The sequence below is a fragment of the Neptuniibacter sp. QD48_55 genome (assembly GCF_047778115.1).
GTDB lineage: Bacteria > Pseudomonadota > Gammaproteobacteria > Pseudomonadales > Balneatricaceae > Neptuniibacter.
This window is the reverse complement of sequence record NZ_CP180555.1, coordinates 2,743,436-2,759,654: the sequence shown is the minus strand read 5'-3', so window position 1 is coordinate 2,759,654 and position 16,219 is coordinate 2,743,436. Positions and strand designations below refer to the sequence as shown.

The window sequence follows — 16,219 nt, the reverse complement described above, 5'->3', positions numbered from 1 at the left end:
TACGCTAAAAAAAATAAGAAAAATTCCTAATTTTTCTTATTTGTATATTTTTTTATCTGATTTTTGTCTAGATGAAGGAGTTTCAGGTGCTTTTCTGGACAGAATACAGGTGAGTCTTTAAACTTGGATTTTGTCTTGGTCGGGGTGCCCTTTGGGGCTGAGAGTAAACCCGTTGAACCTGATCCGGTTTGTTCCGGCGTAGGAAATCGAGATTTCATTTCTATGTATTTATGTATTTTAAATGTGGTTCATGTAGCTCCTGCTATAAGGGGTTATGATGGCTAATATCTCTTCCACAATCCCTAATGTGCTTACTATTGCTGGGTCTGATTCCGGCGGTGGTGCAGGTATTCAAGCAGATTTAAAAACCTTCTCAGCAATAGGGGCTTACGGCACATCTGCTATTACCGTTTTAACTGCACAAAATACTCAGTCAGTTAAAAGTGTCTACCCTGTTTCGGCTGATTTTTTATTACAGCAGTTAGATGCTGTATTTGATGATATTGAAATCAATGCGGTTAAAACGGGGATGTTGGGTAATTCCGATATGGTTTTGACTGTTGCGTCGTTCTTGAAAAGTAAAAATGTTCCGCTGGTTATTGATCCCGTTATGGTATCGACTAGTGGCAGCAAACTTCTGAACGATGATGGTATTGATAGCTTAGTAAAACATTTGATTCCGATAGCGGACATTATCACGCCTAATTTGCCTGAAGCAGCTGCAATGCTTGGCCAATCCGAACCTAAAGATCGCAAGGGTATGGCTGATATGGCTGCTGAATTGCTGGAATTAGGCGCTAAGCAGGTGCTATTGAAAGGCGGCCATTTGCAGGGTGAAGAGTGTCCGGACATTTACTATGATGGGCAGGAGTTCATCGAGTTCCTTAGTCCTAGGGTAAATACGAACAACACCCATGGTACAGGGTGCACATTGGCAGCGGCTATTACCGCTTACCTAGCCAAAGGGGAGTCGCCTGCAACGGCGGTAAAACTGGCTAAAGACTATATTACATCTGCTTTGCGAGGGGCGGACAAACTGAACGTGGGTGCAGGTCATGGCCCAGTTAATCATTTTCATGCGTATTGGTCGTAGTTGTATCGACGCTGATGAAAGCAATATAAGAACAGGTTGAACGATGGTAGATAATAATTCAGAGCAAAATCAGGCATTGAGCCAGACGGCTAAGGTGGATACAGATTCTGTACAGCCGTTTCCTAAATCACGCAAAGTTTATGTTGAAGGTTCTAGACCTGATATTCGTGTTCCAATGCGCGAAATTAGTTTAGATGACACGCCAACAGGTTTTGGTGGTGAGAAGAATGATCCACTTTATGTTTACGACACATCAGGTCCATACACTGATCCAGAAGTATCTATCGATGTACGTAAAGGTTTGCAGCCTGTTCGTGAGGCTTGGATTCTAGAGCGTGAAGATACTGAGCAGTTGGACAAACTGACTTCTGAATATGGTCGTGTTCGTGAAGCTGATCTGCGCCTTGATGAATTGCGTTTTGAGCTAACGCGTAAGCCACGCCGCGCTCAAGCGGGTAAAAATGTGACGCAGCTGCATTATGCTCGTAAAGGTATTATTACCCCGGAAATGGAATACATCGCTATTCGCGAAAACATGAAGTTAGCGAAAGCAAAGGCGGAAGGTAATGTGGTTGCAGAACAGCATCCAGGTTTTAATTTTGGTGCAAACCTTCCAGAAGAGATTACACCTGAGTTTGTACGTCAGGAAGTAGCTGAAGGCCGTGCGATTATCCCTGCCAATATTAACCACCCTGAAGTTGAGCCGATGATTATCGGTCGTAACTTCTTGGTTAAAATCAACGGTAACATTGGTAACTCTGCTGTAACTTCTTCTATCGAAGAAGAGGTAGAGAAAATGACCTGGGGCACACGTTGGGGGGCAGATACCATCATGGATCTGTCCACAGGTAAGAATATTCATGAAACACGTGAGTGGATCATGCGTAACTCGCCAGTCCCAATTGGTACGGTACCAATCTATCAGGCGCTTGAAAAAGTTAATGGCGTAGCTGAAGACCTAAATTGGGAAGTTTTTAAAGATACGCTTATTGAGCAAGCTGAGCAGGGTGTGGATTACTTCACAATCCATGCGGGTGTACTACTACGCTATGTGCCTATGACTGCTAAGCGTATGACTGGTATCGTATCTCGTGGTGGCTCTATTATGGCGAAGTGGTGCTTGGCGCATCACGAAGAAAACTTCCTATACACGCACTTCCGTGAGATCTGTGAAATCTGTCAGGCATACGATGTATCTTTCTCTTTGGGAGATGGCCTGCGTCCAGGTTCTGTTTATGATGCGAACGATGAAGCACAGTTTGCAGAGCTAGAAACCTTAGGCGAACTTACTAAGATCGCTTGGGAGTATGATGTTCAGGTAATGATCGAAGGCCCAGGTCACGTACCTATGCATATGATCAAAGAGAACATGGATAAGCAGTTGAAAGAGTGTCACGAAGCGCCTTTCTACACGCTGGGTCCATTGACGACCGATATTGCACCGGGTTACGACCACATTACATCAGGTATTGGTGCTGCGATGATCGGTTGGTACGGCTGTGCAATGCTATGTTATGTGACGCCAAAAGAGCATCTTGGTCTACCTAACAAGGCTGATGTAAAAGAAGGAATCATCACATATAAGATTGCTGCGCATGCTGCCGATTTAGCGAAAGGCCACCCAGGTGCTCAGATTCGTGATAATGCGATGTCTAAAGCTCGCTTCGAATTCCGTTGGGAAGATCAGTTTAACATTGGTTTGGACCCAGATACGGCGCGTGCTTACCATGATGAGACTCTGCCAAAAGAATCTGCGAAAGTGGCGCACTTCTGCTCTATGTGTGGACCTAAATTCTGCTCTATGAAGATCTCGCAAGAGGTTCGTGAGCTGGATGATGAGGAAGTAGCAGCAATCAATGCGAAAGCTGATCAAGGGATGCAGGAAAAATCAGCTGAGTTTAAAGAAACAGGTGCTGAGATCTATCATAAGGTCTAGTCACTGAGTTTATAAAAAAGCCGCTCGTGCGGCTTTTTTTGTATATAGAGGAATCACTGATGAGTGATGAACTACTTAAATATCTGCTGGTGGGATTATTAGTACTGTTTGCTTTTATTCCTGTTACCTTGAATGCGATTCGCCGATCCCGCGAAAACCCACCGCCCATGGCAGCGAATGATCGTAAACTTTACCGATTATGGCGTTCGGACCCAGAAGCATATCAGCGCCAATATGGTAAGTTAGATGAAGAGTATGCAAAGGCGCAGGAAGAGAAAAAATCTAAAAAATAGAATTGATGTCAATTCTTATCAAGTTAGGTGAAAAGCAGGTTTGTAATGCCTGATTTGACCTATATCGCACGGCCTAAAATTTTGATGCTGATTTCTTGATGTATATCAATAATTGCAGGCCGTTCTCCCTAAATATCCTATAGCGTATACGTTTTCTAGTGGTTAGCATTTATCCCGTTTACCATTAATAATGTGATTTTGCTCTATGTTTAATCGTTTTGCGCATTTTGGGGTAAAGAATGCAAACTGTCTGGTCGGTTCTTTTGACTGATGAATGACGGTATTTTTATTCCACTGATCAATAACGTTGCTCTGTTGCTAGCGATGGGTGCGTTGTATGATATTTTTTCTTTTGAACACAAGCGGTTATCTGTTCTTAAGAAAGTTATCAGTGGAATTCTAATAGGTGTAATCGGGATCGCAATTATGTCGATGCCGCTATCCATTGTTAGTGGTGTGTTGATTGATGCGCGCTCCATTCTCCTCTCTGTAACCGGCTTATTTTTTGGTTTTATCCCCACAGTTATTGCTGTAGCGATTACTGTTGCTTTTCGATTGTTCGAAGGTGGACAAGGTATCTTTGCTGGATTTCTCATTATTGTTAGTTCTTCAGGTCTAGGGTTGTTGTGCCACTATTGGCGGGTGAACCTGAATGAGAGTAGAGCGGTCGCTTGGTGGCAGTTGTATTTATTGGGCGTAGTTGTCCACATCATGATGTTATTTTCACTGCTGGTACTTCCGTTTTCGACGGTGGATCTGTTACTGAGTGAGTTAGCATTACCGATTATGCTGATGTTCCCTATAGTGACGGTATTGCTCGGGATTTTATTAACGCATCAGATAGAACGCCGTAAAGCTGAGTTAGCGCTGAAACAGAGTGAATATGAAAGTGATCTTTCCCGGCAAAAATTAGAAGCTATTTTTGCGGCGATTCCTGACCTGTTATTTGAAATGGATAGTCAGGGGCGTTACTACGCTTGTCATAGTGCTAAGAAAGATGAACTGATCGTACCTGAATCTGAATTGATCGGAAAAACAGTGTTCGATGTGATGCCTTTTGAAGCAGCAAACACTGTGGTGAAGGCGTTGAGTGTTGCTGAAAAGGAAGGCTTATCTCGAGGTTATCAAATACGTTTACCTTTAGCGCAAGGGGAGCGGGAATTCGAATTGTCGGTCTCACTAAAAGAAGGGAGTGATCATGTTTTGCCTCACTTTATTGTGCTTTCCCGAGATGTAACTGAGCGTAAACGTGCGGAAAAAGAACTTCATATAGCCGCCACGGCTTTTGATTCCCAAGAAGGGATGTTAATTACCGATGCTAATCACGCTATTTTGCGAGTGAACAGTGCATTCACGAGAGTAACAGGGTACGAGCCTGACGAAGTGATCGGTAAGAATCCGGCGATTCTACAATCAGGTCAGCACGGTAAGTCTTTCTATAACGAGATGATGACGCGCCTACAGGATGAGAAATATTGGCAAGGTGAGGTTTGGAATAAACGTAAGTCCGGCGAGATTTATCCTCAGTACCTGACGATTACCGCTGTTCAAGGTGATGGTGGTGAAATTACCAACTATGTTGGGGCTTTTACGGACATTACTCAACGTAAAAAAGACGAAGCAAATATCCACAAGCTTGCTTTTTATGATGTCCTTACTGGTTTGCCCAACCGCCGTTCATTACAAGAGCGGCTCAGTTGTGCGATTCAATCTTGCCATCTGACAGACCAGTTTGGGGCTGTGTTATTTATTGATCTGGATAATTTTAAAAATCTGAATGACACTCAAGGCCATGATCAAGGCGACCTGCTGCTGATCGAAGTTGCAAACAGGCTGAATAACTGTGTTCGTAATGCCGATATGGTCGCTCGTTTGGGCGGTGATGAATTTATTATCGTATTGGAAAACTTGGGCATAGAAGAAAGCATCGCTTTAGCTCAAGTTAGTGAAATTGTGGATAAGTTAATTGTAGCGATACAACAACAAGTCTCTCTCGATAGTATTCAATACCACACTGCCTGTAGTGTTGGTATAACACTGTTTGATAGCGACGATGTGGTAGACAGTGTGATGAAACGTTCTGATATGGCGATGTATCAGGCGAAAGAGTCAGGTAAAAATACCTATAGGTTTTATGATCCAGAAGCTGAAAAGACGCTCTGTAGTATGGCAGCGTTGGAGTCAGATCTTCGTAAAGCTTTATCTGAACAGCAGTTAGAGCTGCATTATCAGGCTCAGTACCATAAAGATGAATTGATTGGTGCTGAAGCATTGGTGCGCTGGCATCACCCAGAACGAGGTTTAGTTTCACCTGCTGAGTTCATTCCTCTTGCGGAAGATACAGGCCTTATTGTACCTATCGGGGATTGGATTCTATCCCAAGCCTGTAAGCAACTTAAGAAATGGCAAACTGATCCCAATCTGCCCACTTTGAGTCTTGCTGTAAATGTCAGTGCGCGCCAGTTTATGCAGGAGCACTTTGTTGCTGAAGTTGCTGATTGTATCCACCGCTATGGTATTCAACCTGATCTTTTGAAGTTGGAGTTAACAGAAAGCCTTGTATTACAAGACATCGAAGACACGGTTGATAAAATGCACCAGTTACGTAACTTGGGTATTCGTTTCTCTTTAGATGATTTTGGTACCGGGTATTCTTCACTGTTACATTTGAAACGTTTACCGCTGGATCAAATTAAAATTGATCGCTCCTTCATTCGCGATGTAATTCAAGACAAAGATGATGCAGAGATTGTCCAAGCAATAATCGCCATGGGTCATAATCTTGGATTAAATGTTATAGCGGAAGGTGTTGAAACTGAGGCGCAGTGTATGTTCCTAGCGGAACACAATTGTACAGATTACCAAGGTTACTTTTTTGGTAAACCGTTGCCTGTGGATGAATTTGAAACTGCCAGTTCTAAAAAGCCCTTAGCAAGTTAAACCTGTAATAGGGTTTAGTAAGAGTTCATCTGCTGATCCCAAAAGCGTTCCAGTTGTCGCAGGTTAGACCTTAATATCGACATATCGTTTTCTTCCATTAAACGCTCTGCACTGATCTCTTCTAATTGTTGGTCAAATAGCTCTGCAATTAGGTTGTGGATAGCTAAGCCTTTTGGGCTGAGTTTTATACGGACTGAGCGGAGGTCGTGTTCTGAGCGTTCTTGCTTGATATAACCGTTGCCGACCATTTTCTTTAAGTTATATGAAACATTAGAGCCTAGATAATAGCCTCGTGTTCTTAACTCGCTGGCTGTCATTTCTCGATCAGCGATGTTATGCAGTAGGAGAGCTTGAACGCTATTGATATCGGTATAGCCTAACGCTTCAAGGCGATATTTAAGAATATCAAGGATTCTACGGTGTAACCGTTCGATCAATCTCAAGCAATCTAGGAAATCCGTTTTATTGTTTGAACTTAGCTCTGATTGTTGTGAACTCATTGAATTGTAAGCCTTGATATCAATATTCGTATTTTAAATAGTAATCCTGAATCTGTCGTAATAGCAAAGAAAAAGCACATTAATGAGCGTTTGTTTGCGCATAATTTCAAATACGTATTTAGTAATTACAAATAATGCTGCTACTATTACAGTCAGGCTTAATGAGATCTTGACTAACCTTTTGGTTTTTTCGGATTGTTGAGCTGTTTCCAGCGAATAGATCCTCTCTCGATAAAGGCAAACCAGAAGCAATTCTGGGACGCAAAGTCACAGATCCCACGTGGATGGCTGGGCTATCGAAAGAGAGATTTTTTATTTCTTCAGCGGATGATTCTCCGGTAACTGCCTTTCTACCCATAAAGCCAATTTATGTTTCATGTTGGGCTCAGTGACTTGATCCTTTGCTAAGGCTTGAATAAGTCCGTCATTCACTAGTAAGCGATAAATTGCTTTAATTTTGCTTGAAGCACTATCAGTGGCTTCAAAGTGGCCAGCACCGCGCTTTTCAAAATAGATGGCGCCAATCTTAAGGGCTTCTTTTACCAGCTCTGCTTCATGCTTATGTTTTTTCATAGCCTGTTCCTTAAAGTCCTTATAGAAAATATCTACTAACTTTGAATCTAAATTTCTAAAAAGACAAGCGATGACACTAGTGCTTTGGTGCGGAATGCTTTGTCTTTAACTCAGGCCTGATATACTTGCGGCTTATCAGCATCTAATTCCATTGGCGATCGTATGAAATACAGAATTATTCCGGTTACTCCATTTCAGCAAAATTGTTCCCTTATTTGGTGTGAACAAACCATGAAAGCAGCGGTGGTTGACCCAGGTGGTGATCTTGATCGAATTCTAGCTGCAGCAGAGGAAGAGGGGGTTGAATTAGAGAAAATTCTTTTGACCCATGCGCACATCGATCATGCTGGTGGCACAGCTGAATTAGCTGCATCCAAAAAATTACCAATCGAAGGGCCTCATAAAGGCGACCTATTTTGGATTGAAGGTATGGCACAGCAGTGCAATATGTTTAACTTCCCGCCTTGTGAAACCTTTACTCCGGACCGCTGGTTAGATGATGGTGATACTGTTCAGGTGGGTGAATCAACACTAAACGTTATTCACTGCCCAGGTCATACGCCAGGTCACGTTGTGTTTCATCATGTAGAAGATGAGATGGCGCTGGTGGGGGATGTTCTTTTCAATGGTTCTATTGGTCGTACCGACTTTCCTCAAGGAAATCACCAAGAATTGATCGATTCAATTAAGTTGAAGCTGTTCCCGCTAGGTCAGTCGATCGAGTTTATTCCAGGGCATGGACCGGGCTCAACCTTTGGTCGAGAGATGCAAAGCAACCCGTATGTTCGATAAGCTTGATAGCCTGACTTGTTATTTGTGCAGCAGTTGCACATGCTTAAATAGTTGAGCGTCTAGTTGTTTCTTTTTGTCGATAATATGTTGTAACGGAGTATCATTGATGGCTCCGTTTTTTATGCCAATCATTACATCGTTATAACCACCGCAAAGATAATCTACAGCCGCAGCTCCTAGACAGGATGCAAGTACTCGGTCATGCCCTGTAGGGCGGCCGCCTCTTTGTATGTGACCCAAAATACAGACCTTGGGTTGCTGGCCATGCTGCTCTAATTGTTTAGCTAAATTGTATGTAAGGCCCGGGGTAGGTCCCTCCGCTACAACAATAATCCCGCTTGATCCTTTGCCTTGTGCACGATTGTTGGCAAGCTGAAATGAGATAGCGTCTACTTTAACTTCATACTCAGGAATAACGACCAACTCTGCACCACAGGCTATCCCTACATGGGTTGCGATAAAGCCGGAGTTTCGGCCCATTACCTCTACTAAAAACAAGCTCTCGTGAGATAGGGCTGTATCACGGATTTTGTCTATAGCATCGAGAGCAGTGTTAACGGCTGTGTCAAACCCAATTGTGTCATCAGTGCCGTAGATATCGTTATCTATAGTGCCAGGCAGACCAATCACACGAATCGAGCTTTCCGAGGCTAGCATGTGAGCCCCAGTTAAAGAGCCATCACCGCCAATTACGACTAGGCTATCAATACCTTTTTTGAGCAACACCTCGGCTGCCTGATGCCTAACCGCTGGATCAAGAAAAGCTAGGCAGCGATCACTTTTGAGGAATGTCCCCCCTCGTTGGACAATGTTGGTTACAGATGCGGAGTTCATTTCAAATAAATCTCCGATAATTAAGCCGCTGTAACCTTTGTTTACGCCATACACTTGAATGTTTTTATGCAGAGCAGAACGAACTACGCCTCGAATGGCTGGGTTCATCCCGGGTGAATCCCCTCCGCTGGTAAGCACTGCAATAGCTGTTGGTTTGTCTTCTTCAGTAAGCGTAGTTAACACTGTGGACATAGTATCGAGCCTATTAACTGCTTTATCGCATTTAAGTTTAGCGTACTTCCTAAGAGCTCAGATTGTATCTGGATCAGACTAGTTGATTGTTATCGAAGATGAGTGGTCTATCTATGTGATTGCAGGGATATCCACTTTTTTCTATTGGGCTAACAGAATAATCAGTTGAAGTTGTCTCTAAGTATTAGTTCGTATTGATGGCGTGCTCCTAGGCATGTTATCAATCATCAGCCTTTACTTGGTTTATTGTTTTACCGTCTCTGTTTTTTTGAAACATGCGAGTGGTGATACTAGTATCAAGAGAGATGGGTTTAAAAAAGAGCTCGAAGCAAAGCTTGAATTATAAAAATATAATAGATGGAGTTTGTTATGGTATTTCGTAAGACGGTTACCTCTAGTTTGTTAGCGATGGGTGTTGGTTTAGCTGCCATGGGTGGTTCGACTGCAGCATCAGCACAAGAATTTATCACTATCGGCACGGGCGGTGTAACCGGCGTTTATTACCCTACAGGTGGTTCAATTTGCCGATTGGTGAATAAAAACCGTAAAGATCACGGTATCCGCTGCTCTGTGGAGTCTACAGGCGGTTCTGTTTACAACCTGAATACTATCCGCGCTGGCGAATTGGATATGGGCGTAGCTCAGTCTGATTGGCAGTTCCATGCTTATAATGGCACTAGCAAATTTAAAGATACTGGTGCTAACAAAGATCTACGCGCAGTTTTCTCTGTACACCCTGAGCCTTTCACTGTTGTCGCTCGTGCTGATTCTGGTATTAAAAACTTTGATGACCTTAAAGGTAAGCGTGTAAATATCGGCAACCCGGGTTCTGGTCAGCGCGGTACTATCGAAGTGCTGATGGAAGCAAAAGGTTGGACTATGGATGATTTCGCTTTAACTTCTGAACTTAAAGCGTCTGAGCAAGCTAGTGCTCTATGTGACAATAAAATCGATGCCATGGTTTATGTAGTAGGACATCCAAGTGGTGCAATCAAAGAAGCGACAACTTCTTGTGACAGTACGCTTGTAAATGTTGATGGTGCAGCAGTTCAAAAACTAATCAGCGATAACAGCTACTATCGTACAGCAACTGTTCCAGCAGGTATGTATCGCGGTAATGATGCTGATACGCAAACGTTCGGTGTTGGTGCAACGTTTGTATCTTCCGCAAAAGTGCCTGAAAAAGTGGTTTACGAGGTAGTTAAGGCTGTCTTTGAAAACTTCGATACTTTCCGCAAACTACATCCAGCTTTTGCTAACCTGAAGAAAGAGCAGATGGTTAAAGATGGTTTGTCTGCGCCTCTGCATCCTGGTGCAATTAAGTACTACAAAGAAGCAGGTCTTCTATAAGAGTTGGCTTGATAGGCAACGGGGACTTAATGTCCCCGTTTTGCTTTACGGCTTTTGCTCAGGCTTGGCTCTACAAAATTATTATAAGCTGTTTAAAACGGTGATTGTGTGACGGATAATCAGAACAGTTCTTCGGCTAGCATTTCCCAAGAAGTACAGGATATGGTTGCTCAGGCAGATTCTGGGGCGCGTGCTCCAGAAGGGCTTCCCGGTAAATTGCTATGGGGTGTAGCGCTTTGCTGGGCTCTTTTTCAGCTTTGGTATGCTTCGCCTCTACCTTTTATGCTCGATTTTGGGGTATTCAATGATACTCAGGCTCGAGCCATTCATCTTAGCTTTGCAGTCTTTTTGGCATATACCGCATTTCCAGCATTTAAACGATCTTCTAGATCGGTTGTGCCATGGCATGATTGGATTTTTGCTGGAGTGGCCGCGTTTGCCGCAAGTTACTTAGTCATTTTTCACGCGGAGCTAGCTGGACGAGCGGGTGCACCAATAACAATGGATATTGTTGTTGCTGTTAGCGGTATGATTTTGTTATTGGAGGCGACAAGAAGGGCGTTAGGGCCACCATTAATGGTCGTGGCTGGCATCTTCATGCTGTATACCTTTGCTGGACCTTATATGCCAGATGTTATTTCGCATAAAGGTGCAAGCTTAAATAAGGCTATGTCGCATCAATGGCTAACCTCCGAAGGTGTATTTGGGGTTGCGCTTGGGGTATCGACAGGTTTTGTATTTCTGTTTGTCTTATTTGGTGCTTTGCTGGATAAAGCGGGCGCTGGCAATTATTTCACCCAAGTGTCCTTTTCACTATTAGGGCACATGCGCGGTGGTCCTGCGAAAGCTGCTGTTGTTTCCTCCGGCTTGAGTGGGTTGGTATCAGGCTCATCTATAGCCAATGTAGTAACTACAGGTACTTTTACTATCCCGTTGATGAAACGTGTAGGTTTTCCAGGGTATAAAGCAGGTGCGGTTGAGGTTGCTGCTTCAACCAATGGTCAGTTAACACCGCCAATTATGGGTGCGGCCGCATTCTTGATGGTGGAGTTTGTTGGTATTTCTTATATCGAAGTAATTCAGCATGCAATCCTACCCGCGCTGATTTCTTATATCGCTTTAATCTACATTGTTCACTTAGAAGCAGTAAAGGCTGGAATGAAAGGCTTACCGACTAGAAATCATGCCACGTTGGCTCAAAAGCTGTCAGTGTGGGCAATGATTATCGTGGGTGTATGTGTCATATCCTTGACCGTGTATCACGGATTAGGTTGGACTAAGAGTTACATGGGGAATTGGTCATATCTAATTGCTGGTCTTGTGATTCTTATAGCTTATATTGGGCTTGTACGATATGCAGCTAAGTTTCCTGATCTGCATATGGATGATCCGAATTCTGAAGTTGTAATGCTGCCAGAAGTAGGGCCTACAGTTAAATCTGGTTTGTACTATCTCCTACCCGTTGTTGTGCTGGTTTGGTGTTTAACGGTTGAACGATTCTCGCCAGGTCTGTCTGCTTTCTGGGCAACAGTGTTCATGATCTTCATAGTGTTAACCCATAAGCCAATCAAAACCTATTTCAGAGAGCCTCTCGCTTGGAGTAGCCAGATAGTGCATGGCGTCGAAGATCTATTGAATGGTCTTGTTGGCGGCGCAAGAAATATGATTGGTATTGGTGTGGCAACTGCTGCAGCAGGTATTGTCGTAGGTACAGTCACTTTGACAGGTCTAGGGCAAATGATGACTGAGTTTGTGGAGTTTATATCAGGCGGTAGTATCTTTTTGATGCTGTTGTTTACAGCGATTATCAGTTTGATATTAGGTATGGGTTTACCAACTACAGCAAACTACATCGTAGTGTCATCGTTAATGGCTCCAGTTATTGTGACGCTTGGTGCTGAAAATGGCTTGATCGTACCCTTAATTGCTGTTCATTTGTTTGTTTTTTACTTTGGTATTCTCGCAGATGATACACCACCCGTTGGCTTAGCAGCGTTTGCAGGTGCCGCGATAGCGCAATCAGATCCTATTAAGACGGGGGTTCAAGGTTTTACCTATGATATTCGTACAGCGGTATTGCCGTTTATGTTTATCTTCAATACTGAATTGATATTGATAGGTATCGAAGGGCCAATGCACCTTCTGCTTACTGTCTTTGGCGCATTAGTGGCAATGTTAGTGTTTGCAGCGGCGACACAAGGATACTGGATAGTGAAAACTCGTTGGTATGAAACCGTTCTGTTATTAGCTATCGCGTTCTTGATGTTTAGGCCCGGAGCAATATGGGATGAAATTTATCCTGCTATTGAGCAAGTATCCCCAACCAAGCTAGAGCAAGTCGCAGAAGATATGCCAAATGGTAGACCGTTAAGAATGATTGTGGCCGGTGAAACTATTGATGGTGATTTTGTGAATAAAACGGTTGAGTTACCGCTAGCCAATGAAGGTACAGGCGCTGAGAAAATTGAAGCTGCAGGACTAATGTTACGGGAAGAGGGTGAGCGTGTAATTGTCGACCTCGTTACCTTTGATTCAGATGCTCAGAAAGTAGGCTTGGATTTCGATTGGGAGATCAAAACACTTGAGGTAGAGGCCGATCGACCACCGAAACAGCTAGTGTGGATTCCAGTGTTGCTACTACTAATAGCAATGGGATGGATGCAAAACAGACGCCGTAAGGCAGAACAGGGTTGCTAAACAATGTTTAAAAAAATATTGGTACCACTAGACCTTCAAGACGGGAAAGCTGTTGAGCAAACGTTACAGACTGTAAAAGAATATATAGATGAAAGTGTCGAGCTTCATCTGATGACTATTCTATCTGGCTATCAAATGCCAATGGTGGCGTCATACTTTCCTAAAGGTGCAGTTGAGAAAGCATTGGAGGCTATGCGTAAAGAGCTGCAAACAATCGGTGCAAAAGCTTTAGATAATAGAGGCTTTGAAGTTGATGTTAGAGAGGGTAAAGCGCACAAAGAGATTGTTAGGCGTGCTAAAGAAATAGAGGCCGATCTAATTATCATGAGTGCGCAAAAGCACGGAGCTGTTGAAAAGGTAATGCTGGGTTCTGTTACTGCAAAGGTAACGGAGAGAGCAAAATGCTCTGTTCTAGTATTAAAAGGCTAAATTAAAGTCTAAGTAAAAGGCGTTGAGGTAAAACTCAGCGCCTTTTTTGTATCTGTTGACTACTATTTAAACGCTGTTGATTTATGCTTGATCGATTTGTGGTGGTTTGTAAGTTTTTTTCAACTTTTTGCACTTTTTTTAAGATTGGGTGTTGACCCTTTTTTAGATGTCTGTAGAATTCGCCGTCCTTGCTTAGGTAGGCCGCCAAAACGGGGCTGATTGAGCTAAGCGAGGTGCTTAGTAAGTGATTGAAAACATTGGTTTTTTAGATTGCTTACGGGGCAGGATTCAAAGTCCGGTTGCTGAGTAAAAAATTTTACAAAATTGCAAAATAAACGGTTGACTTTGAATGAGCGCACAGTAGAATATGCGCCTCGCTTGAGACGAAACGCTGAGTCAGCGGAGAGTCAAAAAGCAACGCTCTTTAACAATTTGATCAGATAATTCGTGTGGGCGCTTGTTGAGAAGAAGCAAACTTTTTCTAGACAAGCAACCAAGTGAATTCATTTAAAGCGATTTACAAAGGTTTAACGTTCTTAAGAATGTTATCCGGTTGTTTAGTACTAGAGCCCGTTACCACATTCCTGGTAACACAAATGATTTAAACTGAAGAGTTTGATCATGGCTCAGATTGAACGCTGGCGGCAGGCCTAACACATGCAAGTCGAACGGTAACATGACTAGCTTGCTAGTTGATGACGAGTGGCGGACGGGTGAGTAACGCGTAGGAATCTACCCAGTAGCGGGGGATAAGCCAGAGAAATTTGGTCTAATACCGCATACGCCCTACGGGGGAAAGCAGGGGATCTTCGGACCTTGCACTATTGGATGAGCCTGCGTGAGATTAGCTAGTTGGTGAGGTAATGGCTCACCAAGGCGACGATCTCTAGCTGGTCTGAGAGGATGATCAGCCACACTGGAACTGAGACACGGTCCAGACTCCTACGGGAGGCAGCAGTGGGGAATATTGCACAATGGGCGCAAGCCTGATGCAGCCATGCCGCGTGTGTGAAGAAGGCCCTAGGGTTGTAAAGCACTTTCAGCAGTGAGGAAAGGTTAGTAGTTAATACCTGCTAGCTGTGACGTTAACTGCAGAAGAAGCACCGGCTAACTCCGTGCCAGCAGCCGCGGTAATACGGAGGGTGCGAGCGTTAATCGGAATTACTGGGCGTAAAGCGCGCGTAGGTGGATTGGTCAGTCAGATGTGAAAGCCCAGGGCTCAACCTTGGAACTGCACCTGATACTGCCAATCTAGAGTACGGTAGAGGGTAGTGGAATTTCCTGTGTAGCGGTGAAATGCGTAGATATAGGAAGGAACACCAGTGGCGAAGGCGACTACCTGGACCGATACTGACACTGAGGTGCGAAAGCGTGGGGAGCAAACAGGATTAGATACCCTGGTAGTCCACGCCGTAAACGATGTCTACTAGCCGTTGGGAGACTTGATCTTTTAGTGGCGCAGCTAACGCGATAAGTAGACCGCCTGGGGAGTACGGCCGCAAGGTTAAAACTCAAATGAATTGACGGGGGCCCGCACAAGCGGTGGAGCATGTGGTTTAATTCGACGCAACGCGAAGAACCTTACCAACTCTTGACATCCAGAGAAGTTACTAGAGATAGTTTCGTGCCTTCGGGAACTCTGAGACAGGTGCTGCATGGCTGTCGTCAGCTCGTGTTGTGAAATGTTGGGTTAAGTCCCGTAACGAGCGCAACCCTTGTCCTTATTTGCCAGCACTTCGGGTGGGAACTCTAAGGAGACTGCCGGTGACAAACCGGAGGAAGGTGGGGACGACGTCAAGTCATCATGGCCCTTACGAGTTGGGCTACACACGTGCTACAATGGCCGGTACAGAGGGCCGCGAACCTGCGAGGGTAAGCTAATCTCAGAAAACCGGTCGTAGTCCGGATTGGAGTCTGCAACTCGACTCCATGAAGTCGGAATCGCTAGTAATCGCGAATCAGAATGTCGCGGTGAATACGTTCCCGGGCCTTGTACACACCGCCCGTCACACCATGGGAGTGGATTGCACCAGAAGTAGCTAGCTTAACCTTCGGGAGGGCGGTTACCACGGTGTGGTTCATGACTGGGGTGAAGTCGTAACAAGGTAGCCCTAGGGGAACCTGGGGCTGGATCACCTCCTTAAACGAAAGCCGATTCTCGGCAAGCGTTCACACGAATTATCTGATCAGAGAAGTTAAGAGCAACGGTGTAGGCTTGTAGCTCAGCTGGTTAGAGCGCACCCCTGATAAGGGTGAGGTCGGTGGTTCAAGTCCACTCAGGCCTACCAATAATAGCCTTACTGTTTTCTTTGGGGCTATAGCTCAGCTGGGAGAGCGCCTGCTTTGCACGCAGGAGGTCTGCGGTTCGATCCCGCATAGCTCCACCATCATCCTTTGGATGAGAAGGAAGAGTTTTAAAACATATTGTCGTTTAAGACATTATCTTTTAAAGCTTTTTTGCTTTAAACGCTCTTTAACAATTTGGATTTGATTCATTTGATTTAGATTTAAGACATGTAGTTTTACTGCATGCGCCAATTCGGCGAAATCTATCGTTACTAGCAATACAAGTTACTGTGATTCCAGACGC

The 16,219-nt window shown here is 44.2% G+C and carries 11 protein-coding genes, 2 tRNA genes, 1 rRNA gene and 2 riboswitches; of the genes, 11 read left to right on the top strand and 3 right to left on the bottom strand.

Annotation, left to right across the window (positions count from 1 at the left end; translation table 11 throughout):
• Positions 1-130 precede the first annotated feature (130 nt).
• Positions 131-222: riboswitch (TPP riboswitch) on the top strand.
• Positions 223-277: 55 nt separating this feature from the next.
• From thiD to ACMXYW_RS12800, 4 genes are all read left to right on the top strand, one after another.
• Positions 278-1,093: a bifunctional hydroxymethylpyrimidine kinase/phosphomethylpyrimidine kinase gene (gene thiD, locus ACMXYW_RS12815; protein WP_415904298.1), complete on the top strand. Its 816-nt coding sequence runs from the start codon at positions 278-280 to the stop codon at positions 1,091-1,093.
• Between the two features lie 43 nt (positions 1,094-1,136).
• The gene (thiC, locus tag ACMXYW_RS12810) at positions 1,137-3,029 is read left to right on the top strand and encodes a phosphomethylpyrimidine synthase ThiC (protein ID WP_415901868.1); all 1,893 of its coding nucleotides are present in this window, start codon (positions 1,137-1,139) and stop codon (positions 3,027-3,029) included.
• A gap of 59 nt (positions 3,030-3,088) precedes the next feature.
• Positions 3,089-3,322, top strand: a complete 234-nt coding sequence (locus ACMXYW_RS12805) for a hypothetical protein (RefSeq protein WP_415896839.1) — start codon at positions 3,089-3,091, stop codon at positions 3,320-3,322.
• A 270-nt stretch (positions 3,323-3,592) separates the two neighbouring features.
• The gene (locus tag ACMXYW_RS12800) at positions 3,593-6,262 is read left to right on the top strand and encodes an EAL domain-containing protein (RefSeq protein WP_415904297.1); all 2,670 of its coding nucleotides are present in this window, start codon (positions 3,593-3,595) and stop codon (positions 6,260-6,262) included.
• A 14-nt stretch (positions 6,263-6,276) separates the two neighbouring features.
• Here ACMXYW_RS12800 and ACMXYW_RS12795 read toward each other — a convergent pair whose 3' ends face one another.
• The gene (locus ACMXYW_RS12795; protein ID WP_415904296.1) at positions 6,277-6,762 is read right to left on the bottom strand and encodes a MarR family winged helix-turn-helix transcriptional regulator; all 486 of its coding nucleotides are present in this window, start codon (positions 6,760-6,762) and stop codon (positions 6,277-6,279) included.
• Between the two features lie 226 nt (positions 6,763-6,988).
• A riboswitch (cyclic di-GMP riboswitch) is annotated at positions 6,989-7,063 on the top strand.
• 11 nt (positions 7,064-7,074) lie between these two features.
• Positions 7,075-7,335, bottom strand: coding sequence for a DUF5062 family protein (locus tag ACMXYW_RS12790; protein WP_415904295.1), 261 nt, complete (start codon positions 7,333-7,335; stop codon positions 7,075-7,077).
• Positions 7,336-7,497: 162 nt separating this feature from the next.
• Between ACMXYW_RS12790 and ACMXYW_RS12785 the strand changes: the two genes are divergently transcribed.
• Positions 7,498-8,127, top strand: a complete 630-nt coding sequence (locus ACMXYW_RS12785) for an MBL fold metallo-hydrolase (RefSeq protein WP_415904294.1) — start codon at positions 7,498-7,500, stop codon at positions 8,125-8,127.
• An 18-nt stretch (positions 8,128-8,145) separates the two neighbouring features.
• Here ACMXYW_RS12785 and pfkA read toward each other — a convergent pair whose 3' ends face one another.
• Entirely contained in the window at positions 8,146-9,153 is a 1,008-nt protein-coding gene (gene pfkA / locus ACMXYW_RS12780; protein WP_415904293.1) for a 6-phosphofructokinase, read from the bottom strand.
• A gap of 369 nt (positions 9,154-9,522) precedes the next feature.
• On the opposite strand from pfkA, the gene ACMXYW_RS12775 reads away from it, so the two are divergent.
• The 6 genes from ACMXYW_RS12775 (at position 9,523) to ACMXYW_RS12750 (ending at position 16,016) form a co-directional block, all read left to right on the top strand.
• Entirely contained in the window at positions 9,523-10,503 is a 981-nt protein-coding gene (locus tag ACMXYW_RS12775) for a TAXI family TRAP transporter solute-binding subunit (RefSeq protein WP_415893493.1), read from the top strand.
• A gap of 162 nt (positions 10,504-10,665) precedes the next feature.
• A complete protein-coding gene (locus tag ACMXYW_RS12770; RefSeq protein ID WP_415905889.1) occupies positions 10,666-13,200 on the top strand; it encodes a TRAP transporter permease in 2,535 nt (844 codons plus the stop codon).
• Between the two features lie 3 nt (positions 13,201-13,203).
• Positions 13,204-13,629 (top strand): universal stress protein, encoded by a 426-nt coding sequence (locus ACMXYW_RS12765; protein WP_415904292.1) that lies wholly within the window; start codon positions 13,204-13,206, stop codon positions 13,627-13,629.
• A gap of 603 nt (positions 13,630-14,232) precedes the next feature.
• Positions 14,233-15,772: ribosomal RNA gene (locus ACMXYW_RS12760) — 16S ribosomal RNA — on the top strand.
• A 68-nt stretch (positions 15,773-15,840) separates the two neighbouring features.
• A tRNA-Ile gene (locus ACMXYW_RS12755) sits at positions 15,841-15,917 on the top strand.
• 23 nt (positions 15,918-15,940) lie between these two features.
• A tRNA-Ala gene (locus ACMXYW_RS12750) sits at positions 15,941-16,016 on the top strand.
• The last annotated feature ends 203 nt before the right edge of the window (positions 16,017-16,219 follow it).

Bases quoted from the DNA above. Each gene is read 5' to 3' on its own strand.
- ACMXYW_RS12785 (WP_415904294.1), top strand. From the start codon at position 7,498: ATGAAATACAGAATTATTCCGGTTACTCCATTTCAGCAAAATTGTTCC.
- ACMXYW_RS12775 (WP_415893493.1), top strand. From the start codon at position 9,523: ATGGTATTTCGTAAGACGGTTACCTCTAGTTTGTTAGCGATGGGTGTT.
- thiD (WP_415904298.1), top strand. From the start codon at position 278: ATGGCTAATATCTCTTCCACAATCCCTAATGTGCTTACTATTGCTGGG.
- ACMXYW_RS12795 (WP_415904296.1), bottom strand. From the start codon at position 6,762: ATGAGTTCACAACAATCAGAGCTAAGTTCAAACAATAAAACGGATTTC.
- ACMXYW_RS12800 (WP_415904297.1), top strand. From the start codon at position 3,593: ATGAATGACGGTATTTTTATTCCACTGATCAATAACGTTGCTCTGTTG.
- ACMXYW_RS12790 (WP_415904295.1), bottom strand. From the start codon at position 7,335: ATGAAAAAACATAAGCATGAAGCAGAGCTGGTAAAAGAAGCCCTTAAG.
- ACMXYW_RS12765 (WP_415904292.1), top strand. From the start codon at position 13,204: ATGTTTAAAAAAATATTGGTACCACTAGACCTTCAAGACGGGAAAGCT.
- pfkA (WP_415904293.1), bottom strand. From the start codon at position 9,153: ATGTCCACAGTGTTAACTACGCTTACTGAAGAAGACAAACCAACAGCT.
- ACMXYW_RS12805 (WP_415896839.1), top strand. From the start codon at position 3,089: ATGAGTGATGAACTACTTAAATATCTGCTGGTGGGATTATTAGTACTG.
- thiC (WP_415901868.1), top strand. From the start codon at position 1,137: ATGGTAGATAATAATTCAGAGCAAAATCAGGCATTGAGCCAGACGGCT.
- ACMXYW_RS12770 (WP_415905889.1), top strand. From the start codon at position 10,666: ATGGTTGCTCAGGCAGATTCTGGGGCGCGTGCTCCAGAAGGGCTTCCC.